Here is a 24134-nt window from a genome sequence, read left to right as displayed (position 1 = left end):
AAAAACGTGAGAACATTGACAACAGGCTCTTTTTTGCAGAAATGACAATGAGGGGGAAACGTATGTCATCTACAACCGAAGCAATTACTGGCGGCCGACTGATGGTCGAATTATTGGAAGAAGCGGGTGTGGAGATCGTCTTCGGATACCCTGGTGGTGCCATCCTCCCTTTCTACGACGAACTCTATCATAGTAAAAAAATCAAACATATCCTTGTCCGACATGAACAAGGTGCCGTTCATATGGCTGAAGGTTATGCTCGTTCTACTGGTAAGTTAGGTGTTTGTATTGCTACTTCCGGTCCAGGTGCTACCAATTTAATCACTGGGCTTACCGATGCCAAATTGGATTCAGTTCCCATCTTAGCGATTACTGGTCAAGTTGCCACAGATGCCATTGGAACTGATGCCTTCCAAGAAGCAGATATTTTCGGAATTACCATTCCAATTACTAAATACAATGCACTCATCAAAAAGGCAGATGATCTTTCTCGTCATTTTGAAGAAGCCATCAAAATTGCGATGGGTGGAAGACCAGGTCCTGTGCTTTTGGATTTTCCCAAAGACGTACAGTTGGAAAAAACATCTGTCAGAAAAGCGTCCTCGTTAAAAATTGCACCTCACCATTATGAAAGACCAAAGGTCAAAGGGGATCCGCAAGAATTTGCAGAAGCTTTGAACGCAGCCAAACGCCCGTTACTCTATGTAGGTGGTGGTGCGATCAATTCCTTTGCTTCTGCAGAAATTAAAGCATTGGCTGAAAAAGCAAATGCTCCAGTGACAACAACTCTTATGGGACTTGGTGCATTTCCTGGAACTCATCCACTTTCTGTAGGAATGCTTGGAATGCATGGAACTGCTTATGCCAACAAAGCAGTGTTAGAGTGTGATTATATATTGAATTTAGGTGCCAGGTTTGATGACCGTGTAGCAAAATACCAAGACTTTGCCCCGAATGCAGTTCGTGCTCATGTGGATATTGATGCCGCTGAGTTTAACAAAAGAATCAATGTCGATTATATCCTACATGGAGATCTAAAGGATGCCATCCGGGAAATCCTTCCTTTTGTCAAAGGTGGAGACCGAACTTCTTGGATCGATAATATTCAGTCCTTAAAGAAAAATCATCCACTTGATTTTGATAACAGTGGAGACAGTATCAAACCACAGGACTTCTTACAAAGGGTTTATGCCAAAACAAAAGGTGAGGCTATTGTATCCACAGATGTGGGCCAACACCAAATGTGGGCCGCACAGTATTATTTATTTGATAAACCAAACACTTGGTTAACCTCTGGAGGACTTGGGACTATGGGGTATGGACTACCTGCTGCCATTGGCGCTAAGTTTGGAAATCCTGATAAAATGGTTATCTGTGTTACAGGCGATGGTTCTTTTCAAATGTGTATTCAGGAGTTGGCAACAATCGCACAATCAAAGTTAGGTGTAAAAATTTTACTTTTTAATAATAACTTTCTTGGAATGGTTCGCCAATGGCAGGAACTATTTTATGAAGAAAGATTCAGTGAATCACAATGGACTTACAATCCTAACTTTGTCAAACTCGCTGACGCTTATGGAATTCCAGCCATGCGAATCGAACACAAATCTGAAATTGATAAAGGTGTGGAATTCTTCTTAAAAGACAATGGATCGGCTCTGATTGAAGTGATGATCCCTGCAGAAGAAAAAGTTTTTCCAATGATCCCTGCCGGAAAATCACAACAAGACTTAATTGAATTCAAAGACTTGGGGAAAATGAAAAAATGAAACACACTCTAAGTATTTTAGTAAATAACCATCCAGGTGTCATGAGCCATGTTTCTGGACTTTTCACCCGTCGCGGATACAATATTGATTCCATTGCAGTTGGTGTGACGGACAATGCGGATGTATCTTCTATGACGATTGTTCTGAATGGAGATGACTTTATCGTTGGTCAGGTAAAAAACCAGCTCCTCAAATTACCTGATGTTTTGAAAGTTCAAGATATGGCTTATGCTAGTTCTGTTCAAAGAGAACTTGTTCTAATTTCTTTTTCGATTACAGAAGCCAACCGAAGTGAGGCTCTTACCATTTGTAATGGATTTGATGTCAAAATTTTAGAAATGACGGAAGACTCACTTCTGATTGAATTTTCCGGAAATTCTAGGCAGGTGAGTAACATCATCTCCGTCCTGAAACCATTCGGAATTCGGGAAATTTCGCGCACTGGCCAAATTGCCATCGCCTATCGAAACCAAAACTCCGTTTAGAATCCACTTGACAGGGGCTAAAATGGGGGAGAGCATTGGGGCGTTAAGTGGGTCAATGCCTCTCCATGGTTCGCAAATTAATTGTATCTTTTCTTTTTCTCCTAACAATCGTTATCTATGCTGATGGGGAACGTTTACAAGTTCCACTCAAAAGAGGTCAAGGCTCGGATGTATTGTACTTTGACTTTGGTGAAACGGCTCCTACCTCTTTTTTCGCAGTCGAAAGACTCCAAGAACCAAAATTAGAAGATTTAAAACTAGGTTTTTTAGATCCAGCGCCTGGATACTACAATGGGCCAGACGGTGGAGAAGTATACCAATGGGCCAAAAACCATTACCAATGGAAACGTGCCGATGGGAGTATTTTTACGGAATGGGCCAATGGAACATTCAAATTGGATTTTCCTATTGGTAATGGTTTTACTTCTGCACCAGCATCATGTAATGGATGTTTGCCGACTCTTGTTTGGAACTATCCTGATTTAACTAAAATCACAAAATATTGGATTTCAAATCGAAAGGAATACGATTATATTTACCAAAAACCACTTAACTTTGAAAATTACCTACTTGTTGATGAAACAAAATATGGGAAACCCAAATTAGAATTTGGAAATTATGTGTTTTATGGATCAGACAAATGGAAGGAATACTTGCGTGTTTTTGGTGATAATTTTAAAATGAAATCATTTTTACAATATGTAAAATCAGAATTTCAATTGGAAAATCGAGGGAAAATTCCTGTTTTGTTATTCGACAAATATGAGGAGATTAAAGAATACATAGGTGCCGATATTCCTGGTGGGTCCGAAGAAGGTGGGTTTGGAGGCAGGGATTCTATCACTTTATGTTGTGGGGAAAAAATGCCACAGGCCACAGGGGTTTTGGAGTTTGATTCGGATGCACTCAGGCGCGTTCATTTTGGGACTTTTTACCATGAGGCAGTTCACAACTTAGAACAAATCTCTTGTCTAAAAATCCAAACAGAAACAGGCAAATTTCCACAAACCGATATTTTAGATCCTTGGTTTGAAGAGGGACTTGCCAACTATGTGGAGGCAAAATTTTACGAACGAAAACAATTCTATATTTATAATGATGCGGAAAAGTTAATTCGAGAAAACAAAGTTCCCAAAACATTCAAAGCATTGTTAGATGCTAAATTTAAAGATTTACTTCCTTATTCTATTGGACCACTCCTCATTAAACACATCCATGAAACTTACGGAAAGGAAGCTATCATCTCTTACCAAAAGGAGACATGTGTAGGAGTATCGCCACTCCTTGCTTTACAAAACGCTACTGGTGTTTCTCCCGACCAAATTTTAAAAGATAGTTTGTCTTCCTTTGAAAAAGACAAGGATTCTGTCCTTCGGAATGGAAAAAAATTTCAGTTAGCAGGTTTTACTACCATGAACTCGAAGTTTCCCAATGAATATAAAAACTTTTTAGACAAAGGGTTTAGTTTACCTGAATCGGCATTGGATATCAAAACGTATACAGACCTACCTAGCTTACAAAAAATCTTTCCTGCTTCTGTGGAAACGTATTCAGGTAAATTAGAAGGTGATTTTCTTGGTCCTGGATCTAGTTATTTTTATCTCTGGAAAAAAGGAAACTACCGCTGGTATGGAGATTCCTTTGAGGCAAATGTTTTTCCTGGAAACCAAATCCTGTTTCGAGGATCCGGTTTTACACTCATTGAATGGGAAGATGGGAAAAAACAATACATATCACCGAAAGGAGATTCGGTGATATTTTTTAATTTGGAATCAAAATCCTATTTGGACGCAAATGGAAAACAGGTCACTCCCTAGTGACCTTCTAACCAACGTTCGGCTTCTAGGGCAGCCATACAACCACTGCCTGCTGCGGTAATGGCTTGTCTGTACACTTTGTCCTGCACGTCACCGGCAGCAAACACACCCGCTACATTGGTTTGTGTGGTTCCTGGTTTTGTGATGATGTATCCTGTTTCATCTAAATCCAACTGGCCTTTAAATACTTCTGTATTGGGAACATGTCCAATTGCATAAAAAAGTCCACCGACTTCTAAGTCCTTCTTTGATTTGTCTTTTGTACTTTCAAGAACGATAGAGCTAAGTCCAGCAGGACCACCTTTGGCCTCTACAACAGTTTGGTTCCAAAGAATCTCAATTTTTGGATGTTCCATGGCACGTTTTTGCATGATTTGCGAAGCTCGGAGTTGGTCACGTCTTACTACCAGGTACACTTTGGACGCAAACTTTGTGAGGTGGTTTGCTTCTTCTACGGCAGAGTCACCTCCACCGACTACGGCAAGAGCTTTGTTACGGTAGATCGGTAGGGCACCGTCGCAAACCGCACAAGCGGAGATCCCGCGTTGCCAGTAGGTTTCTTCACCAGGAACAAACATTCTTTTCGCAGTGGCACCAGTGGCGATGATCACTGATTCTGCTTTGATTTCTTCGTCGTCAGACCAGATGGTAAAAGGGCGTTTCGAAAAATCCACTTTGGTAATGGTTTGGGTGTGGATGGCAGTCCCATATTTTGCAGACTGTTCTCGGAAAAGTTGGGTGAGTTTGGTACCATCAATCCCTTCAGGGAAACCGGGAAAGTTTTCCACTTCGGTTGTGGTCGTAAGTTGTCCACCTGCGGCCACACCTCCTGCCATAAATCCTTCATACATCACCGGGTTTAGATTGGCTCTTGCTGCGTAAATGGCTGCGGTATGTCCTGCGGGACCGGATCCGATGATGACAACTTTATGGTTCATAATTTCTCCTATTCTGTATCTTGTTCTTTATTGTTTAGACTGGATCTCAAGGACTTCTCGTCTATTTTGTTTCGCAAGCCCGGACCCAAGGCGCATAGTAGGGGTCCCCTGCGAGAGGGCTTTTTTCTAAAGTCAGTAGGTAATCCTTTTGTTTGAATCCTCTGGTGAGGCAAAGGTATGTGGTTTCAAAAAATTCCAAAGTTTCTTTTTTTCCTTGGAACCGAATTTCTTCCAAAATTTCCAGCGCTTCTTTTTCATATCCTGTGGTAAGATAGAGCCGGAAGAGTTCACGTTGTACTTCTGTGTCGTCCTTTTTTTGTTTGTGATACTTTTCCAAATAAAAAATGGCCGTGGCAATCGACTGGTTGCTTTCCGCAAGAAGGAGTCCCATTCGTTTGAGAACGGGGTCATATTCTGGATTTTCACGGAGAGACAATTCGTAATAGTAGAGGGCTTTGGTTTTTTCTCCTACCATTTCCCATTTTTTACCTTCTTCAAAAAGGGACCTTTCTTTTCGGCCGCAATTAACGACTAACAATAGTCCAAACGTGAGTAAAAAAATAAGGGAGTTTCTATGAACCACATCTCCTTTTTTCCTGACATAGCCATTTGTGGCAAAAAAAATAATAAGTCTCTTTAAGCTTTTTGTCCGACTCTTTAAGTAACATAAGAGAGTAAAGATGGGTTCCAAATTGCCAGTTTCTCAAAATCAGCTTTTACAAACATTCCAAGAGTACCTGTCCGTAGAAAAAGGACTGAGCGATAATTCGATATATTCCTACGGATACGATCTCAACAAGTTTGCGATCTTCTTGGAAAAAGAACATATCAACTTCTTAGAAGTAAAAGCAAACGATATTATGCGTTTTCTTGAAGAAGAAAGGGAACGTAAAATCTCAGCAAAAACGCTGGCTCGAGAAGTGGTGGCAATCCGTCAATTTTACAAGTACCTTCGCGATGAAAAAAGGTTAGATTCCAATCCAACCGAGAAAATCGAAACTCCAGAAGTTGCAAGAACCATCCCTGATTATTTAACTCAAACCGAAATTGATGAACTCTTTCGTAATATCAAAGAGGACAATTTGTACGAACTTCGAGACAAATGTATCTTTGAACTTCTTTACTCTTCCGGCCTTCGTATTTCTGAAGCATGTAACTTAAAAATGACTGATATCGACATGGAAAACATGACGATCACTGTGGAAGGAAAAGGGGGAAGACAACGCCTCGTTCCATTTGGTGAAAAGTCATTGGATATTTTGAAAAAATACCTAAGTGAAAGTCGCACAGAAATTTTGAAAAAAAGAACTTGTGAATTTGTTTTTGTTTCCAAAAAAGGATCGTATATCAACCGTAAGTCGGTATGGCGCCTTTTAAACCACTACATCAAACGTACAAAAATAAAGAAAAAAGTAACACCACACACTCTTCGCCACTCATTTGCCACTCACCTACTTGAGAACCATGCAGACCTCAAATCGGTTCAGGAACTTTTGGGTCATATCGATATTTCGACGACTCAAATTTACACTCATATGGCAAATAAAACTCTGAAGGAAGTTCATAAGAAATTCCATCCGAGAGGATAATGTCGAACCAAAATAAACCCACGGACTACAGTAAAGTAGTCCGTATCCAAATCCCTTCAAACCCCCGTTTTGTATCTCACACTCGTAACTACTTTTTTAATCTTTGTTTAGAACATGGATTTTCCCTATTTGATTCCATGGATTTAAAACTGGTGATCGGGGAAGCCATTGTGAATGTCATTCGTCACGCTTATTCAGGAAATACGGGAAAACCAATTTTTATAGAATTCCAGTTTGATAAAGACCGTGTGGAAATTCGACTGAGAGATTATGGAAAAAAAGTAGAACCAAGCGAACTTCGTAGTTTTGACCTGAGCGATTACCGAGAACATGGGATCGGCCTATTTATGATTAGAGAGCTCACCGATTATTATTTTCTCGACCAATCATTTGAAGTGGGGAACCAAATGGTTCTCATCAAAAGAAAGTAACCTCCATTTTTCTCGACAACACTCACCATTTTGGAATTTTATCCTTATGGAAACAATTCACGCAACGACCATCCTTTCTGTTCGTAAAAACGGTAAAATTGCTGTAGGCGGTGACGGTCAGGTGTCCATGGGGAATACCGTGATGAAACATACCGCCAAAAAAGTCCGAAGACTTTACAACGGTAAGGTGATCGCTGGGTTTGCTGGAAGTGCTGCCGATGCCTTCACACTCTTTGAACTTTTTGAAAAAAAATTAATCGAACATGGTGGATCTGTGTCTCGGGCGGCGGTGGAGCTGGCACGTGAGTGGAGGATGGATCGGATGCTTCGTAGGCTTGAAGCTCTTCTTATTGTTTGTGATGCCAATGAATCCTTTTTAATTTCTGGAACAGGAGATGTGATCTCACCGGATGACGGAGTGCTTGCCATTGGTTCTGGTGGGAACTTTGCACTTTCTGCCGCTCGTGCCCTTGTACAAAATACGGATATGGATCCAAAAGACATCATCACAAAAGCAATGGGTATCACAGCTGATATATGTATTTACACTAACCATAATTTGGTGATTGAGGAATTATAAAATGACATACCCTACCGTAATCGCAGAAGTTCTTGGTTCCGAGAATCCAGCAGAGGAATTAACTCCTCGTCAAATTGTTGAAAGATTGGATGAACATATCATTGGACAAACCAAAGCCAAAAGAGCCGTGGCTGTGGCTCTTCGCAATCGTTCCAGACGTCGTAAACTCGACGAGTCACTTCGTGAAGAAATTTATCCTAAAAATATCATTATGATTGGACCCACTGGTGTGGGGAAAACGGAAATTGCTCGTCGTCTGTCTAAGTTATGTGGTGCCCCTTTTTTAAAAGTAGAAGCCACAAAATATACGGAAGTAGGTTATGTGGGTCGTGACGTAGAATCCATGATTCGAGATTTGGCCATGGGTGCCTTAAATTTAGTGAAAGCCGAATTTCGTGACCATGTGAAAGACAAAGCAGCAGAAAAAGCAGAAGAAATTGTTCTCGATGCCATCTTACCACCCATCTTCCATAAAAAAGAAGAAGACCTGAATCCAGAAGAAAAAGAAAGACAATCGAGCTACAAAGAATCCAGAGAAAAGTTTAGAGAAAAACTGCGCACGGGTGTCTTAAATGAACAAGAAATTGAAATCGATATTCCTAAACCATCCGCTCCATCAGGAATGCCCATGTTGCAAGTGTTTGGCGCTGGGAATATGGAAGATATGGACAACCAATTACAAAGTTTACTCGGTGATTTGATGCCCAAAAAATCTGGCAAACGAAAAGTAAAAGTAATTGATGCTCGGAAACTTCTCACTGAATCGGAAGCAGAAAAACTGATCGATGCCGATAAAATCCAATCGGAAGCCGTCAGGCGTGTGGAAGAGATGGGAATTATCTTTTTAGATGAAATTGATAAAATTGCTGGTCGTGAAGGTAGGCAAGGGGCCGATGTTTCTCGTGAAGGGGTACAGAGAGACCTTCTTCCTATCGTAGAAGGATCCACAGTGAATACAAAGATTGGTCCGATTAAAACGGATCATATTCTTTTTATCGCAGCGGGTGCCTTTCATATGACAAAACCATCGGACCTGATCCCGGAATTACAAGGAAGGTTTCCGATCCGTGTGGAGTTGGAAACACTCACCGAATCTGATTTTGTGAAAATTCTAACCACACCTAAGTCTTCTCTCACAAAACAATATGAAGCTCTTCTTGCGACAGAAGGAGTGAAGATTGAATACACGAAAGATGGGATCAGTGAGATCGCTAAACTAGCCTTCCAAATGAATGAAAAAAATGAAAACATTGGGGCAAGAAGACTCAATACCATCATGGAAAAACTTTTGGAAGATACAAGTTTTGACGCACCTGACCTTCCAGATGACCAAAAACAAGTTGTGATTAACGAAGGTTATGTGTCGTCCAAACTAAAAGGAATCATCGAAGATAAGGATTTAAGCCGATTCATTCTGTAAAAAAAATTATAAACAGGTAGGAGAAAATTTTACCTGTTTATTTCTATCAATTCTTAAAGAATCAATTCTACACGTTCGAAACCGCGTAAGGAATTCCCAACAAGGATCTCGTCCGCTTCTAACAAATCCGATTTGAAAAGAACGGTTTCCTTTACCCACCCCTTTTGGAGTAGTGCTTTTCGAAACACACCAGGAAGGCCGCCAGTTTCCAATGTTGGTGTGAACCAAACCTCTCCCTTTCTAATATATAGATTTCGGAGATTGGTTTCTAAAACCCTATCATTTTCATCAAACAAAACACAATCATCGATTCCTTTGGTTTTGCATTCTTCTAACATCTTTTGATAAAATGGTCTGTTCGTTGTTTTGTGGTATAAAAACAAATCGCTGGAATCCACGGGCCGACTCGCGAGTCCAAGTTTGATTTTTGAACGGATTTTTGGTTTTGTAAAAGGGAAACTTTCCAAACGAAATTCTCCCCTTTCATTCAGTAAAAAACGCAGACGAAAAACCCCAACGCCCTTAGAAGAATGGTTATGTGTTTTTAAAACAGCTTCGGCATTTTGTTTAGAAAATGGATAACCAAATCGATTTGCCGTTTCTTCCATTCGTTCCAAGTGGAGTTCTTTTAAAAAATAATGTCCAAAACTGAATCGTATGGTTTCTAAAATTTCAAATGAAGGAAGGTTTGGATTTGTAATGAATTTTAGTTTGGCAAGACATTCTTTATATTCTGCTTCCACATCAGAAAGAACGGTAATTCCACTGCCTACACCATAATTTCCAGTCCAATGTTGGTCTTCTTTTTTTAAATGTAAGGTCCTTATCGTAACATTGGAACGAATCCAGGGTATACCATCTAACATTTCTGACACGAAGATGGATCCTGTATACAATCCTCTATTTGTATTTTCTAGTTCCCGTAAAAGTTCAAAGGATCTTTTTTTCGGTGCTCCAATCACAGAACCAGAAGGAAAAAGAGCCTTAAGGATGGGGTACCATGCAAAAGTATTTTTTAATTTGGCTTCCACTTTCGAAACCATTTGCCAAACCGTTTCCAGACCATTAACTAAAAATAGATCGGTAACCTGCACCGTTCCTTGTTTGGCGATCCTACCTAAATCATTTCGATACAAATCTGTAATCATCACATTCTCAGCTCTTTCTTTAGAAGAGGATTGGAGTTGCGTTTTATAATTTTTGTCTTGGTTTGATGTAAACCCACGTAGACTTGTACCTTTCATAGGTTCGGTTTTTATATTATCACCTTTTACTTCAAAAAATAGTTCCGGTGAAAGGGAAAGAGTCCTAGTGTTTAAAAAAGGGTAATAAACGGAGTAATTAGTTTTTTGTTTGGCTTTTAAAGATTGGTAGTATAAAAACAAATCCCCATCGATCGATATGGAAACGGGAAAACATAAATTCAATTCATAACTTTCACCAAGTACCAGAGATCTTTTTGTTTTTTCAAATCTTTCCTCGTAGGTATATTGATCCCATAATACAGAAATATTATGTAACTCTATTTTTCCAAAGGTAAGTGGAGAAGGATTGGGATATTTAATTCTTTTTTTCTGTTTGTATATGGAATATTGGAGGAGTGGAGTTCCTTCTGCGAGGGGAGAATTATTTAGATCCAATCCTTCGATGAAAAAATATCCAAGTTCGAAAAATAGAGCACCACAAGGATAAAATCCTTTTTCTCTATAATCATCTAACTTGGATAAGCTGTTTTGGATTTTTTCTGCGACTGTTTCTTTTTCTGTATAGAGGATTTCCATTTCCTCTTGTAAATCAAAATACCAATCACAAATAGTAAAACCTGGTTCCGACCGAGAGTCTTCAAAGAGTAGGCCACCAATTTTTCGGTATTCTTTCTCAAAAGACTCCCAAGTAAGTTCTAAAACCTGTATCAAAACTCCATCTTTTGGAGTGCCTCTAACGGATAGTTGAGGTAAACCGTAGTAGTTTTTTTACTTGTTTGGATATCGAAACAATCTAAGGGATCAAGTCCTAAGTTATAAAAACCTTCATCTATCATTGCAATTCCAAACCCTGCGCTTTCTTTTTCATCCAAAAAGTCTGGTCTAAAAAATTCTGCAGAATTCCCTTGTTTTGCAAGTTCGGCATGTCTCTCTCTACTTTTGCGAATTCGGTTTAAATCCATACCCATAATTGGGGAATCATTCCTAATTCGAATGTAAACAGATGTTGGTCTGATTTCAATTTTCATTGAAATTTTTAGATCATATTTTTTTACCTTTTCTCTAACGATTGTTAAGAATTCTTTTTCATCCATAGAGAGGTTGTGTTTTTTTGATCTTTTTTTGTCCGATAAAGTTAGAATCTTTTGAACCACTTTTTTGATTTTGTCTGGAACAATGTAACGTTGCATTGCATCTCGAAGTGGTTCGGTTTCTAAAATAATGTCGAGTAACTCTTCTGCTTCTTCTTCTGGAGTTTGTCCCTGTGCCGTGAGTTTATTCAAAAGTTCATCTTGAAAAATCACAAAACGCGTGTTTGCCTTAACAGCATTTAAGAGGGCTTCCATTAGACCGCTAAACAAATGAAATGAAGTAAGTGGATTTGCACCAACTCGGTTTAAGATTCCTTGAACTACTTCATTGACGATATCTCGTGTTGACTTGGTGAGACCTTTTAGTTCAAAATGGAAATAGTCCTTTTGAATCAAATGGTCCAAGTTTTCGATGATTTCAGTGCCTTTATATTTGATTTTCTCGTTTCCCATTGAGGTTCGCTAAACTTTTATGTTAAAAAAACGGGAAAACACGGTTTTGTAAACCAGTTTTCATTCCCGTGGCAAAGGATTGTATCGATGAAAGAATTCCTTTTAAAAACTCCTGATTTGGGTGATACAGAAAAGATAGAATTGGTACGTTGGCTCCGAAAGGTAGGGGATTCCGTGTCAAAAGGGGACGAAATGATCGAACTAGTCACCGACAAAGCAGCTTTCCCAGTCGAATCTCCGTATTCAGGAATCTTAAAAAAAATCATAATGGAAGAAGGATCGGTAGTGAAAAAAGGAGATATCCTCGGAATCATGGATATTAACGAATGAAAATCCTACATATTTCCGACTTACATTTCCCGAAGAAACTTTCATTGTTTTCTCTTCGTGGAAAAGCAATTGTCGGTTATCTCAGCTATCGGTTGAGACGAAAATCAAAACATCCGCTGATTCTAATTTCAGCGATGATTGAGGCTATTAGTAAATTAGAATATGATGCACTTGTTATTTCCGGTGATTTGACAAATGTTTCTCACCCTGGCGAGTTTCAAAATGCCAAAGAAATTTTACGTCCACTGCTTACAGACAAAACCTTTTTAATTCCTGGAAACCATGATCGATACCAAAAACGAGCTATTGGTCCAAATCCATTATTTGAAAAAACATTTAGTGAGTGGATGGGTACCTCTCTTGATCCAAAATTATACATTCGGTCTAAAAAAATCGGCGGAAAACTATTTATAGGTTGGGATTCCAATTATGCAATCCCTCGGATTACTGCGAATGGTTATGTGGCGCCGGAGGTAATCCAAAAAACATTGGATTTGATTAGCGAACCTTATGTGCTTGTTTGTCACCATCCACTCTGGAATCCCAAAACTGAAATTGAATCCAAAGCCCATCAAATGACAAATCGTCGCGAAGTCATAAATCAATTGCAGGTAAGGCCACCTGAGTTGTATTTGCATGGACATACTCATACCAATTGGGTAAAACTTCCTGGGACTAGTGCTTCTTTTCCAATTGTTAACTCAGCATCCAGTACAAGACTTTCAGATAAAAACCATGAATGTGGATTCCATTTGATTGATATGGGGAAGTCTATTTCATATCGTCGTTTCATTTATTCAGAAGACAAATTCACTGAGACAAATCCAATTTTTTACGAAGAATCGGAAGGAGTCATTTAAAAGGATTAACCATGGCAAATTCAAAAGTTGATTTAACATCCATCCAAAGACAACTCATGCAGGTCAAACACCCTGAGTTAAAAAAAGATATCGTAAGTTTGGGCATGGTTGCATCTGTAACTCCCTCTGATGATGGAATTGAGATATTAATCAAAACACCCAATGCGGATAGACGATTACAAATTGGACTAGAAGCACAAACAAGACAGCTCATCTCCAAAATTGAAGGTGCAGGTAAGGTTAAAATCAAATTCGAAGTAGACCAAAACCTAAAGATGGAAGATGGGAATCGAATCATCGGAGTCAAAAAAGTAATCGCTGTTGGATCTGGAAAAGGTGGGGTTGGAAAATCGACCGTCACTGCAAACCTAGCTTCCACACTTGCACGTAACGGTAAGAAGGTGGGAATTCTAGATGCTGATATCTACGGACCTTCACTTGGTAAAATGTTTGGAATCAATGGTCGTGTTGCTTTAAAATCCGAAGAAGATAAAATTTATCCTATCGAAAAACATGGAATCAAACTCATTTCTTTTTCTTTCCTTGTGACTGAAGACCAACCAGTTGTTTGGCGTGGACCAATGCTTGGTAAGGCCATCGAACAGTTCTTATACGATGTTGTTTGGGGAGAATTAGATTATCTTTTTATAGATTTACCTCCCGGTACCGGAGATGTCCAACTTTCCCTTGCCCAACTCATTGATTTGGACGGCGCAGTGATTGTGACAACTCCGCAAGAAGTCGCTGTCCTCGATGCCGGACGTGCAGCTGCAATGTTCAAACAAGTAAAAGTACCAATCCTTGGGATTGTGGAAAACATGTCAGGATTTGCATGTCCGAAATGTGGCCATGTAACGGATGTTTTTTCGAAAGGAGGAGGGGAAAAACTCTCCAAACAAGTTGGTGTTCCAGAGCTTGGATCGGTTCCTTTGACATTGGACGTCATGAGTTCGGGTGAATCTGGAAAACCAGCCCTCCTCGAAACAGGGGATTCTCCTTTAAAAGAGGCCTATTTTCGCATTGCAAAAAATTTGGAAGACCAAATCGCTGCGTGGGAAGATTAAAAATCACTTGTTTCTTCAGAGCTTTTTCTTAGTCTAAAAGATACACTATGAATTTTGAACGCGGTTCCAAACCAAACCCTACCGGTAACTTAATCGCATACTGCCATGTATTCGGTGAAAATCCGATTGCACCCGGTGGTAAAATCATAGCATCGAATGTGGTTGTGAGTTTTCTTAAAATTGGTGATAACTATCCAGTGGTCACCTTTCCACCTGTGGGTTTGCCTTCCAAAGAGGAACTCATGAAAATCCTCGCAGACAATATTCATCTTTATGATGTAGTACAACTCCCAGATTTTCAAATGCCTGATAACAAAGAATTGGCCAACCAATACATCCAAGAGAGAATGGAACAGTTCAATTCTATGGTCATGCGTTATGTGGAATTTTGTAAGGCCAAAGAAAAGAAAACACAAACCACAAGTCTCACTGAACATTTAGAACAGGTCAGTGAACCATTAGAAACATTAGCGAGCCTTTCTTTAGAATTCCGTAACACTTCAGGAATTGCTAGGGAAGCTACTAGGCTTAAAATGGAACGGATCGTTGACTATTTTCATAACAATCATCCCACTCTTGATATAGATAATTTTAAAAAAGCATTGTCTGTTCCAGGAAAGATGGGAGATGAACTAGTGGGATTATACATACAAAAGTTTAATGCCATCCAAATTGAAAATTATGAAACTGCTTCTGACTTGCGAAAACGTATTTTAGAAATAGAATCTACCACTCCTTAACTCTTTAGGAAAAAAATTTCTTGACCAATTTCACCTAAGGCCTACTCTAAATGCCCTTAAGCTTTCCCGTTTCTGTTGAAAAAAATTTATCGCTACAGAAGCGGATGGAAGTTCTAGGAATTTCTGAAAAAGACCTAAGCGAACAATTCATTCAGTCCGGCGGAAAAGGTGGACAAAACGTAAATAAAGTTTCCACAGCAGTGCATTTGGTTCACAAACCTTCGGGGAAACAAATCAAATGTTCCGTCTATAGAACCCAAGGTCTCAATCGTTACAAGGCCAGGGATTTGTTATGTGTAGAATTAGAAAGGGAATTGAATCCTTCAAAATCTGATTCTTTACTACAAAAAATTCGAAAGAAGAAACAAAACAAAAACCGCAAGGCATTAAAGAAGAAATTGGAGAAAGAAAAACTGGAATGGAACGATCCTATGTAAAATTAATTTTTATTTTCCTGTTCCCAGTTTTCTTTTTTGTATCTTGTTTTGATTCATTTCTTCAATACAAATCTGTTAAATGGTCTTCTGGTTGGGAATTTCGATTCCTCGCAGAAGAAGAGTTAGCCGAATTTAGGCCAAGTATAGAAGACCTTTCTGACGATTACCAACCCTATACAATCCCTTATATTAGTTTGGAAAAACCGAAACCAAAATTTCTTTCCGCTCGGATTCGTTTTCGTGAGAGTTTAGGTTATGAAGAACCTGCATTGTTACTCAGGGGACTGGTTACTTTTTTTGATGCCTATTGTGGAGAAACAAAATTACAATCTGAATTTTTTCGAATTCCTTCTACTGATCAGTCTCTTCCCAAAAATCTAATTGTGTACAATCGAAGTTTTATTCCTGTTTTACCGTTACCTAAAGAGTGTTTGGGAAACCATGTTTATATTGTATTTTTTTCTGATGGAATATTGCCGCTTGGTTTTTCTGAACCTCCTTTGTTTGGTGATCCCACTGACCATTACAAAGCAATTGCCAACAGGACACAATCATTTGCATCCCTTGGTTTTTTCTTTTTGATATTGGGTTTTTTTTCTTTTTATCTTTTTGAAAGGCGTAAGAAAAAACAATTACTAGCGTTTACATGGTTTTCTACCATATCTGGAATTCATTTTTTATCCCAGTCTGGATTTTTTGGACTTTATTATTACGATTCCATACATCCTAGTTTTATCATTTTTATCATCAGTTTATTTTTAATTCCCATCAGTTGTTTGTATTTTTTTGAAAAGTTAATCGGCACAAGTCGTTGGAATGTGATTCGAATGATGTGGCAGTTTCATGTTTTATTTTCGATTGTCATTTTAACCTTAGTATTTACAGATACGATTTCAATATCTATTGGTATTTTAACATTCGTTTGGTTGTGTTTGCCAACACTTGTCATTCAGATCATTGTTGCTTGGGGCCAAGTTGCCGCCAGAAAACCAAAGGCAATTTTACTTGTGATTGGAGCCTCTGCGCTATTCATTCTGAATGCCCATGATATTTTGTCTTCCCTTGGTATTTTGGATTCAGTACCAAGGTCTTCCCATTGGGGATTTTTTATTTTTGTAGTTTGTCTCACTCTTTATGGTGAAAATTTATTTCGTAATTCTGAGATCAAATATGGAACTTTACAAAGAGAGATCGTTACAGCCGCAAGGATTCAAAGTGCCATTCTTCCTCCTTCTGCTCCACAATGGGAACAAATGGAAATTTCAGTGCATTACCAGCCTTCTCATGGAGTTGGCGGGGATTTTTACGACTTCCAAGCATTAGGTGGCCGAAAGTTTGGAATATTAATTGCGGATGTGGTAGGTCATGGGTTGGGTGCTTCCATTATCGCTTCTCTTTCAAAGTTCGCTTTTTTTAAAGCCTACAAACATTGGTCAAACCCTTCGTTTTTACTTTCAGCAATGAATGAAGATTTGGTGAAAAAATCATTCGGTCGTTTTACAACTGCTACCTATTTTCATATAGATTTGGAATCTCAGAAATTCATGGTTTCGAGTGCTGGTCATCCCTCTTTTTTTCATTGGAAATCGGAGTCGAGAAAACTGGTAGAGATCAAACCAAAAGGAAAACCACTGGGGATTTTGCCAGGCCTTACATACGGAGAAGAGGAATATCCATTTCAGTTAGGAGACCAGTTTTTGTTTTATACGGATGGATTGACAGAAGAGGAAAACGTTGACCGATTAGAATATGGTGAAAAACGGTTGGCAAATTCCTTTTTGGAAACGATCACCAAACAATCCTTAGACCCTATGGCAAACATACTCGAAAACTTCCATTATTTTACCGGACTTTCCGGCTCGCCGCACGATGATATCACCATCATTCACTTACATGTGAAGGCATAAAAAAAGCCTTGGAGGTAAGTCCAAGGCTTTTGTGGTTTTGGCAGTTTGAATTTTGTCCAAACAGACCAAAGAGAGAATAGGGGATGATTTACATCATGCCGCCCATTCCTCCCATACCACCCATTCCTCCCATACCGCCCATTCCAGCACCTGCATCTTTTGGTTCTGGTTTGTCAGTAATGGTTACTTCTGTAGTGAGGATCATTGCTCCAATGGACGCTGCATTTTGAAGAGCAGAACGAACCACTTTCGCTGGGTCAACAACACCTGCTTTGATTAGGTCTTCCCAAACCATAGTGAGTGCGTTGAATCCTTCGTTTCCTTTACGGGCACGAGCTTGTTCCACAATCACAGATCCTTCAAGACCAGCATTGGAAGTAATCATACGGATAGGTTCTTCTAATGCACGTAAGATGATGTTCGCACCTGTTTGTTCGTCACCTACAAGTTTAAGAGCTTTTACAGCATCTTGTGCACGAAGTAGAGTGAGTCCACCACCAGGAACAATTCCTTCTTCCACAGCAGCGCGAGTTGCAGAAAGTGCATCTTCAACACGAGCTTTTTTCTCTTTCATTTCTACTTCAGTAGCTGCACCCACGTGGATTACCGCAACACCACCAGCAAGTTTTGCAAGGCGTTCTTGGAGTTTTTCACGATCGTAATCAGATGTAGTATCTTCGATTTGTTTTTTGATTTGGTTGACTCGGCCTTGGATATCTTTAGAAGCACCAGCACCTTCGATGATAGTTGTGTTTTCTTTGTCCACTACCACTTTTTTCGCGCGACCAAGCATCTTCACATCAGCGTTTTCTAGTTTCATTCCGAGGTCTTCAGAAATCACTTGTCCACCAGTGAGGATGGCAATGTCTTCGAGCATTGCTTTTCTTCTATCACCAAAACCAGGAGCTTTTACAGCCACACATTGGATGGTTTTACGAAGTGTGTTTACTACGATAGTTGCAAGAGCTTCGCCTTCTACTTCTTCTGCGATGATGACAAGTGGTCTTCCCGCTTGTGCAATTTTTTCAAGCACAGGGAGAAGGTCTTTCATAGACGCAATTTTTTTGTCGTAAATTAAGATGAATGGATCGTTAAAAGTAGCGATCATTGCTTCTGGATCAGTTACCATATAAGGAGACACGTATCCACGATCGAATTGCATACCTTCTACGATATCAAGAGTGGTTTCAATTGATTTTGCTTCATCAACAGTGATCACGCCTTCTTTACCTACTTTGTCAAAAGCTTGCGCAATTAGGTTACCGATTTCTGGATCATTGTTTGCAGAGATAGTCGCAACGTTTGCGTATTCTGCTTTGCTATTGATTTTGATAGCGTGTTTTTTGATTTCTTCTACAGCAGAAAGAACTGCTTTGTCAATTCCGTGTTTGAGTGCCATTGGGTTTGCACCCGCAGTTACGTTTTTCAAACCTTCATTGATGATGGCTTGTGCAAGAATGGTAGCAGTCGTTGTTCCATCTCCAGCGATGTCGTTAGTTTTTGTAGAAACTTCCTTCACCATTTGCGCGCCCATGTTTTCGATTGCGTCTTCTAGTTCGATTTCTTTCGCAACAGTCACACCGTCTTTAGTGATGGTAGGTGCTCCGAATTTTTTATCGATCACTACGTTACGACCTTTTGGTCCAAGAGTTACTTTTACTGCGTTAGCAAGTTTGTTCACTCCGCTGAGTAGTTTTCTACGAGCTGTTTCATCAAATTCAATTGTTTTAGCCATGATTGATTATTTCCTTCTATGATTAGTTTGTAACAACACCGAGGATGTCGCTTTCACGGATGATGAGTAAATCACGTCCGCCTTGTTTGATTTCAGTTCCGGAATACTTTCCGTAAAGAACTGTATCTCCAACCTTTACTTCTAAAGGAACGAGTTTTCCGTCTTCATAACGGCCTTGTCCCACTGCGATGACTTTCCCTTCTTGTGGTTTTTCTTTCGCGGTGTCCGGTACGATGATGGATCCGATTTTTTCTTCCGACTCATTCTTTGGCTCTACGACCACTCGGTCGCCTAAAGGTTTGATTGATGCCATGAGTAACTCCTTGTATGCAATCTACTAATGATTCCGAGTTTAGCAACAATTCGAAAAGAGTGCTAAACTCTGGTACCATCAAATGATTCGGTTCAGGAATCGTCAAGCACTTTAGGCCAAAGAGTGCTAATTGCGATCTAGAACCCGAAAAGGCCTGTTTTTTTGCGTTTGGAGCCACGTTTGGGTGTGACCCCGAGCATTCCGAGAAGTCCCCGAGTGACCTCTTTGGCAACTGTTCGACCTACCTCCCGGGCGAGTGGGTTTTTGGATAGGGTTTCTACAAAACTAGGATCTTCTTTTTCTTTGGAACGTTTGGTTTTGGTTTTTTTCTCATCTGACTCTTCCTCGGCTGCCTCAGTTTCATCGGCTATGGTTTCCATTTTTTTAGAAAGCATTTCGTGTGCACTTTCCCGGTCGAGAGTGGTTTCGTATTTTTTAACGAGATCCGATTTTTTGATTTTTGCAGCTAGTTCGTCAGGATTCAAAGTCCCCATCCGAGAAGCGGGTGGTGCCAGTAAAGTATGGACAAGCGGTGTCGGTGTTCCTTTGGGACTAAGAGCTGTGATAAAAGCCTCACCAATTCCCAGTGTAGTGATGACTTCCTTAGTATCATAAAATTCTGTTTCAGGATAGTTTTCTGAAGCAGTTTTTATCGCCTTGCGGTCGTTTGCTGTAAATGCGCGAAGGGCATGTTGGATTTTAAGCCCGAGTTGACCCAAAATTTCTTTGGGTAAATCTGTGGGAGATTGGGTACAAAAAATAATTCCGACACCTTTCGAACGAATGAGTCGCACCATGGTTTCTAATTGTTTCAGTAAATCATTGGATGCTTCATCAAAAACTAAGTGGGCTTCATCAATGAATAAAACAAGTTTTGGTTTATCTAAATCTCCTTCTTCTGGAAAGGTCGCATAAATTTCTGTGAGTAAAGACAACATAAAAGTAGAGAAGAGGCGAGGTTTGGTTTGGATGTCTGTCAAACGAATGATGGATACACTTCCTTTTTTGGATTCTGTCTGCAAAAGGTCATTCACATCAAAAGATGGTTCCCCAAAAAATTCTTCTCCGCCTTGGCCGTCGAGTTCGATGAGTTTACGTAAAATGATAGAGATACTTTGGGAAGAAACAGTTCCGTATTCTTTTTCTAGTTCTTCTTTGCCCGCATCATTGATGTACTGAAGTGCTTTTTTAAAATCTTTTGTATCAAGGATGGGAAGGCCCAAATCATCGCAGTATTTAAAAACAAGGGAGACCACACTGCTTTGTGTATCATTCAATTCCAAAATCCGAGAGATAAGCACCGGCCCAAATTCCGCAATCGTTGCCCGAAGGCGCACTCCAGGTTCTTGGGAGAGAGATAAAAATTCTACCGGATAAGAAGAAGGTTTCCAATCGATCCCTAGGGCCTTCGTTCTTTCTTTGATTTTGTCATTTTCTTCGCCTGACTCTGCAAGACCCGAGAGGTCTCCTTTGATGTCCATAAGGACTACGGGAACTCCCGATTCCGATAAAGCTTCTGTAAGAAGTTGTAAGGTTTTGGTTTTACCGGTACCTGTGGCACCTGCGATCAGTCCGTGCCGATTGAGGGTGGCAAGGGGGATGGAAACGGAAGCTTCCTGAAAGGTTTCTCCATCAAAGACTCCGGCTCCTAAATAGAGTGCACCTTGGGTCGGATACCCTTCTTTTATTTTTGAAACAAATGTATCTGATTTTTTTGCCATCACTTCCCCCGAATCCTCTATTCCTTTCGGTTTTGAATCCTTCGTCAATGTTTTCTAAGGTGTTCCTTGCGGAGGGCTTTTAGATCCATAAAATCGTGACAAAAAGAATAAATTTCTCGTACACGTACTAATATGATTTGAGTTTTTCGAAATTCTTTTTAAGGTTAGGATGTGGCACGTTTCTCGATTTCCTCTTTATTTCGATCTATTTTGTTTCTCCTTCTCGTTTCCGTTTTTTTTCAATGCAATCGCTCCATTCCTTCCTTGGCACCAGCGAAAACCATTGTCGGAGGAATCCTCGATCTTTCTGAAGAAGACCCAAAAACTTTGGATCCTTTTCCACTTGCAGGTGAGTGGGATGCCTTTCCTGGGGAACTTCCGGAAACTGAAGAAGAATTTAAGGCTCTCGATCAAAAAGAACCTACAAGGCTCGCCATACCTGCCTATTGGGTGAACCAAAACCTTCCAGCCCATGGGTTTGTCACTTACCGTTTGAAGTTAAAGGTCAAAGACCACATCAATTTAATGTTTTATCTTAGGGAAACTTCTTCAGCATACAGGGCTTATTACCATAATGTAGAAAGAGGTCTTGTACTCCTTGGCTCAGCAGGAAAAGTTTCCAAAACCAAAGAAGGTTCTGTTGGTTATTTTTTAGAAACAGGAAGGTCTTTTCGTGCAACACCTTCCACAGTCATATACTTACAAATTTCTAACTATCTCTATTCACGTGGTGGTCCATATTATTCACCTGTATTAGGTGAAGTGGGAAAAACAGTTTTGTATTTACGGTTTAAAGAAAGAAAAAAAGCATTTTTCTTTGCCATTTTCCTTGTCCTTGCCCTTTCTCATTTGTTTTTATTCATCCACCGAAAAAAAGATAAGTCTCCTCTTTGGTTTTCTTTACTTTGTATTTCTTGGCTCGTTCGCATTTTACTTTTTGATCGAGTGTCAAGGGATTGGTTTGTGGCTTCCGATGGGCTCGAAATGTTTCAAATCCGTTTGGAATACATTGCCTTTTGTGGGATTCAGATTTTTAGCCTTTTGTTTTTTTTCCAAAACCAAACAAACTTTTTTCCTGAAAAATACAAAAAATATCTTATGATTCCAATTCTATTGGAATTGTTAATCATAATGACAACACCGTACGCAGTGTACACCAAACTCCTTATTTTTAGCCAAGTTTACATGTCTTTTATTCTTATACTTGCTATGGTTGCTTCGTTTCGTTCTTGTTTACAAAGGGAAACAAGATACATTGGAAGTATCATTTTGTTTGGAACTCTGGTCATTTTATCCGCAACAATTTATGACTCTGTTGTCTTTTTCAAACGTTGGGACTTACCTATGCTCACGGAACTGGGGTTTGCCATTTTTTGTATGTGCCTTGCAATCGTAATTTCCAAACAAAATGCACATACATGGGAAACCGCCGAATACCTAACGCTCAATTTACGAAAAGAAGTGGAATGGGAAACCTTAGAACTAAAAAAAGAAAAAGAAAAAGCTGAAAAAACAGGGGAATTAAAAGATAAATTTATCTCCATTGTTTCTCATGACATTCGGTCTCCTCTTTTTGGAATTTCATCTGTTTTCAATTTACTGACTGAATCACCTCCTTCCCTTTCTCCGGAAAGAGCAAAACAGGTGCTTGGTGAGGCTTCCACTGGCCTTAAAAACATCCTAAGTATGGTTGAGGAACTCATTAAATATTCCAGATTCCAAAATGCATCTGTGTTTCCTGATTACCAACTCTTTGATTTTCGCCAAATCACGGACCAACTCATCGAAAGAGTTCAAGAGATGGCAGGACCAAAAAATATTTCCATCATCACTCGTATGGAAGAATCTTCTATAGGAATTGGTGATCCCAATTTAATCGAACATTTGATTTGGAATTTACTTACAAATGCAGTGAAATTCACAAAAGAATCTGGGACTGTGGAAATTTCCTTAACAGAATCCAATAAACATTGGAGTTTGAAAGTGATTGATACAGGGATTGGAATGCCACCCTATTGGGCCGAACACATTCTCGAAGAAGGTTTTCTTTTTGTCAGAAAAGGAACAGCGGATGAGATGGGGGCAGGGGTTGGCATAGCCTTCTGCAAAGAGGTGGCAGAACGTCATGGTGCCGAACTCATTGTACGCTCTGAAGAAGACCATGGAACCTCGGTAGAATTATTGCTACCAAACTTTGAAAAAATTGTATTGGTACTAGATGACAATCCGGGATACAGAAAACAAATCAGGAAAGTATTAAAAGACCTTCCTTGTATCCTTTGGGAAGAAGAGTATCCAGACCATGCCCTTCTTTCTGTGGGCCGATTGAAACCTGACCTAATCATCGTAGACTATTCCATGCCCGAAAAAACGGGAGTGGATTTTTTAAGAGATTTGTATTCGAATTCAGAAATGGAAGAGATTCGCTCTCTCCTTGTTTCTAGTTCTCATACAGATCCGAATACTGGTTATAAATTGGAAACAACTGTCATCGAAATTGGAGGAGATGCTTTTTTAACAAAAACATCCCCCGATGAAAAGTTGGTAGAAGCGGTTAAACGACTGTTAGATCTAGAAATTTAGATTAACATTTGTTCTTTGGCACGACCAATAAGTTCCGCAACAGTTTTTGCATTAAATCTGTCTTTTAGGCGACCAACATGGTATTCCACAGTTCGTTTGGAAAGGCCAATCTCCGTCCCAATTTCTTGGTAGGTTTTCCCGTGTCCAAGAAGGGTCAAAATTTGTTTTTCCTTTTTGTTTGCCACTTTTCCATCTTGTGGTTTGCGGTTGAAACTGAGTTTTAGATTTTTGGAATATACTGTTTTTCCTGAAGCAATTTCGTTCAGGTTTTTGGTTAGACTGCTTAGGTCATCACTCTTTAAAAGATATCCATCCACACCGGCTTCAATGGCAGAATGAACAATGGGTTGTTCATCAAGCATGGTGAGGGTCACCACTTTCAAATGGGGATGTTCTTTTTTCCAATCTTTCACCATATTGAGCACGTTCTCTCCTGGGATTCTTAAATCGAGGAGAACAAAGTCGGGCTTAGTTTCATTTAAGAGGGGGGCGATTTGAGAAGAATGTTCCGCCTCCCCCACGACTTCAAAATCAGCCGAAGAGTTCACAACATGTTTTACGCCAACTCGAGTGACGGCGTGGTCTTCAACCAGTAATACCTTCTTTTTAGGTGTCATAAATTTCCCTTTGTTTGGAACTAGGAATCTTTTGTCCCTAGCGTTTCCC

At 39.7% G+C, this 24134-nt stretch carries 22 protein-coding genes; 14 read left to right on the top strand and 8 right to left on the bottom strand.

Features of this window, described 5'->3' with window-relative positions:
* The first annotated feature begins 62 nt into the window (after nucleotides 1-62).
* The 3 genes from ilvB to CH364_RS12280 all read left to right on the top strand — a co-directional run bounded on the left by ilvB (nucleotide 63) and on the right by CH364_RS12280 (nucleotide 4071).
* Nucleotides 63-1769 (top strand): biosynthetic-type acetolactate synthase large subunit, encoded by a 1707-nt coding sequence (gene ilvB / locus CH364_RS12290; protein WP_100744602.1) that lies wholly within the window; start codon nucleotides 63-65, stop codon nucleotides 1767-1769.
* Nucleotides 1766-2254 carry an acetolactate synthase small subunit gene (gene ilvN / locus CH364_RS12285; RefSeq protein ID WP_100744603.1) on the top strand — a complete coding sequence of 163 codons (489 nt, stop codon included), beginning with the start codon at nucleotides 1766-1768 and terminating at the stop codon, nucleotides 2252-2254. The genes ilvB and ilvN overlap by 4 nt, the downstream gene beginning before the upstream one ends.
* A gap of 65 nt (nucleotides 2255-2319) precedes the next feature.
* Nucleotides 2320-4071, top strand: a complete 1752-nt coding sequence (locus CH364_RS12280; RefSeq protein WP_100744604.1) for a peptidase MA family protein — start codon at nucleotides 2320-2322, stop codon at nucleotides 4069-4071.
* Here the strand turns inward: CH364_RS12280 and trxB are convergent.
* Both trxB and CH364_RS12270 read right to left on the bottom strand, forming a co-directional pair.
* Nucleotides 4068-5009 (bottom strand): thioredoxin-disulfide reductase, encoded by a 942-nt coding sequence (trxB, locus tag CH364_RS12275; RefSeq protein WP_100744605.1) that lies wholly within the window; start codon nucleotides 5007-5009, stop codon nucleotides 4068-4070. The genes CH364_RS12280 and trxB overlap by 4 nt on opposite strands.
* Before the next feature lie 61 nt (nucleotides 5010-5070).
* A complete protein-coding gene (locus tag CH364_RS12270) occupies nucleotides 5071-5592 on the bottom strand; it encodes a tetratricopeptide repeat protein (RefSeq protein ID WP_035982824.1) in 522 nt (173 codons plus the stop codon).
* 97 nt (nucleotides 5593-5689) lie between these two features.
* Between CH364_RS12270 and xerD the strand changes: the two genes are divergently transcribed.
* Genes xerD through hslU form a run of 4 tightly spaced genes read left to right on the top strand, consistent with a single transcriptional unit; the run spans nucleotide 5690 to nucleotide 9029 of the window.
* On the top strand, nucleotides 5690-6598 hold the full coding sequence (gene xerD / locus CH364_RS12265) for a site-specific tyrosine recombinase XerD (protein WP_100744606.1): 909 nt from the start codon (nucleotides 5690-5692) through the stop codon (nucleotides 6596-6598).
* Nucleotides 6598-7029 carry an ATP-binding protein gene (locus tag CH364_RS12260; protein WP_100744607.1) on the top strand — a complete coding sequence of 144 codons (432 nt, stop codon included), beginning with the start codon at nucleotides 6598-6600 and terminating at the stop codon, nucleotides 7027-7029. The genes xerD and CH364_RS12260 overlap by 1 nt, the downstream gene beginning before the upstream one ends.
* 46 nt (nucleotides 7030-7075) lie before the next feature.
* On the top strand, nucleotides 7076-7609 hold the full coding sequence (gene hslV, locus CH364_RS12255; RefSeq protein ID WP_100744608.1) for an ATP-dependent protease subunit HslV: 534 nt from the start codon (nucleotides 7076-7078) through the stop codon (nucleotides 7607-7609).
* A 1-nt stretch (nucleotide 7610) separates the two neighbouring features.
* Complete coding sequence (hslU, locus tag CH364_RS12250) at nucleotides 7611-9029, top strand: ATP-dependent protease ATPase subunit HslU (RefSeq protein ID WP_100744609.1); 1419 nt, start codon at nucleotides 7611-7613, stop codon at nucleotides 9027-9029.
* A gap of 53 nt (nucleotides 9030-9082) precedes the next feature.
* Here the strand turns inward: hslU and CH364_RS12245 are convergent, their stop codons facing one another.
* Both CH364_RS12245 and CH364_RS12240 read right to left on the bottom strand, forming a co-directional pair.
* A complete protein-coding gene (locus CH364_RS12245; RefSeq protein WP_100744610.1) occupies nucleotides 9083-10945 on the bottom strand; it encodes a chorismate-binding protein in 1863 nt (620 codons plus the stop codon).
* Entirely contained in the window at nucleotides 10942-11778 is an 837-nt protein-coding gene (locus CH364_RS12240) for a hypothetical protein (protein WP_100744611.1), read from the bottom strand. Before CH364_RS12240 ends, CH364_RS12245 begins: the two co-directional genes overlap by 4 nt.
* 87 nt (nucleotides 11779-11865) lie before the next feature.
* On the opposite strand from CH364_RS12240, the gene CH364_RS12235 reads away from it, so the two are divergent.
* From CH364_RS12235 to CH364_RS12210, 6 genes are read left to right on the top strand one after another with little or no spacing between them, the layout of a single operon-like run.
* Nucleotides 11866-12108: a biotin/lipoyl-containing protein gene (locus CH364_RS12235; protein WP_100744612.1), complete on the top strand. Its 243-nt coding sequence runs from the start codon at nucleotides 11866-11868 to the stop codon at nucleotides 12106-12108.
* Nucleotides 12105-12968, top strand: coding sequence for a metallophosphoesterase family protein (locus CH364_RS12230; protein WP_100744613.1), 864 nt, complete (start codon nucleotides 12105-12107; stop codon nucleotides 12966-12968). The genes CH364_RS12235 and CH364_RS12230 overlap by 4 nt, the downstream gene beginning before the upstream one ends.
* Before the next feature lie 11 nt (nucleotides 12969-12979).
* Nucleotides 12980-14032, top strand: coding sequence for an Mrp/NBP35 family ATP-binding protein (locus CH364_RS12225; RefSeq protein WP_100744614.1), 1053 nt, complete (start codon nucleotides 12980-12982; stop codon nucleotides 14030-14032).
* A 47-nt stretch (nucleotides 14033-14079) separates the two neighbouring features.
* Nucleotides 14080-14772, top strand: coding sequence for a hypothetical protein (locus tag CH364_RS12220; RefSeq protein WP_100744615.1), 693 nt, complete (start codon nucleotides 14080-14082; stop codon nucleotides 14770-14772).
* Nucleotides 14773-14822: 50 nt separating this feature from the next.
* Nucleotides 14823-15209, top strand: coding sequence for a peptide chain release factor family protein (locus tag CH364_RS12215; protein ID WP_100744616.1), 387 nt, complete (start codon nucleotides 14823-14825; stop codon nucleotides 15207-15209).
* A complete protein-coding gene (locus CH364_RS12210; RefSeq protein WP_100744617.1) occupies nucleotides 15191-17116 on the top strand; it encodes a PP2C family protein-serine/threonine phosphatase in 1926 nt (641 codons plus the stop codon). The genes CH364_RS12215 and CH364_RS12210 overlap by 19 nt, the downstream gene beginning before the upstream one ends.
* A gap of 88 nt (nucleotides 17117-17204) precedes the next feature.
* Here the strand turns inward: CH364_RS12210 and groL are convergent, their stop codons facing one another.
* The 3 genes from groL to CH364_RS12195 form a co-directional block, all read right to left on the bottom strand.
* The gene (groL, locus tag CH364_RS12205) at nucleotides 17205-18851 is read right to left on the bottom strand and encodes a chaperonin GroEL (protein WP_100744618.1); all 1647 of its coding nucleotides are present in this window, start codon (nucleotides 18849-18851) and stop codon (nucleotides 17205-17207) included.
* 22 nt (nucleotides 18852-18873) lie between these two features.
* Nucleotides 18874-19164: a co-chaperone GroES gene (groES, locus tag CH364_RS12200; RefSeq protein WP_004784852.1), complete on the bottom strand. Its 291-nt coding sequence runs from the start codon at nucleotides 19162-19164 to the stop codon at nucleotides 18874-18876.
* 137 nt (nucleotides 19165-19301) lie between these two features.
* Nucleotides 19302-20885: a helicase HerA-like domain-containing protein gene (locus CH364_RS12195; protein WP_100744820.1), complete on the bottom strand. Its 1584-nt coding sequence runs from the start codon at nucleotides 20883-20885 to the stop codon at nucleotides 19302-19304.
* A gap of 171 nt (nucleotides 20886-21056) precedes the next feature.
* On the opposite strand from CH364_RS12195, the gene CH364_RS12190 reads away from it, so the two are divergent.
* Nucleotides 21057-23468 carry a hybrid sensor histidine kinase/response regulator gene (locus CH364_RS12190; protein WP_100787867.1) on the top strand — a complete coding sequence of 804 codons (2412 nt, stop codon included), beginning with the start codon at nucleotides 21057-21059 and terminating at the stop codon, nucleotides 23466-23468.
* Here CH364_RS12190 and CH364_RS12185 read toward each other — a convergent pair.
* Nucleotides 23465-24085 carry a response regulator transcription factor gene (locus CH364_RS12185; RefSeq protein WP_100787866.1) on the bottom strand — a complete coding sequence of 207 codons (621 nt, stop codon included), beginning with the start codon at nucleotides 24083-24085 and terminating at the stop codon, nucleotides 23465-23467. The two genes, CH364_RS12190 and CH364_RS12185, sit on opposite strands and share 4 nt — an antisense overlap.
* Between the last annotated feature and the right edge of the window lie 49 nt (nucleotides 24086-24134).

This window comes from Leptospira harrisiae, from assembly GCF_002811945.1.
GTDB classification, from domain to species: Bacteria; Spirochaetota; Leptospiria; order Leptospirales; family Leptospiraceae; genus Leptospira_A; species Leptospira_A harrisiae.
Note: the sequence above shows the minus strand (reverse complement) of the source record. Positions and strands in the feature narration are given on the sequence as shown.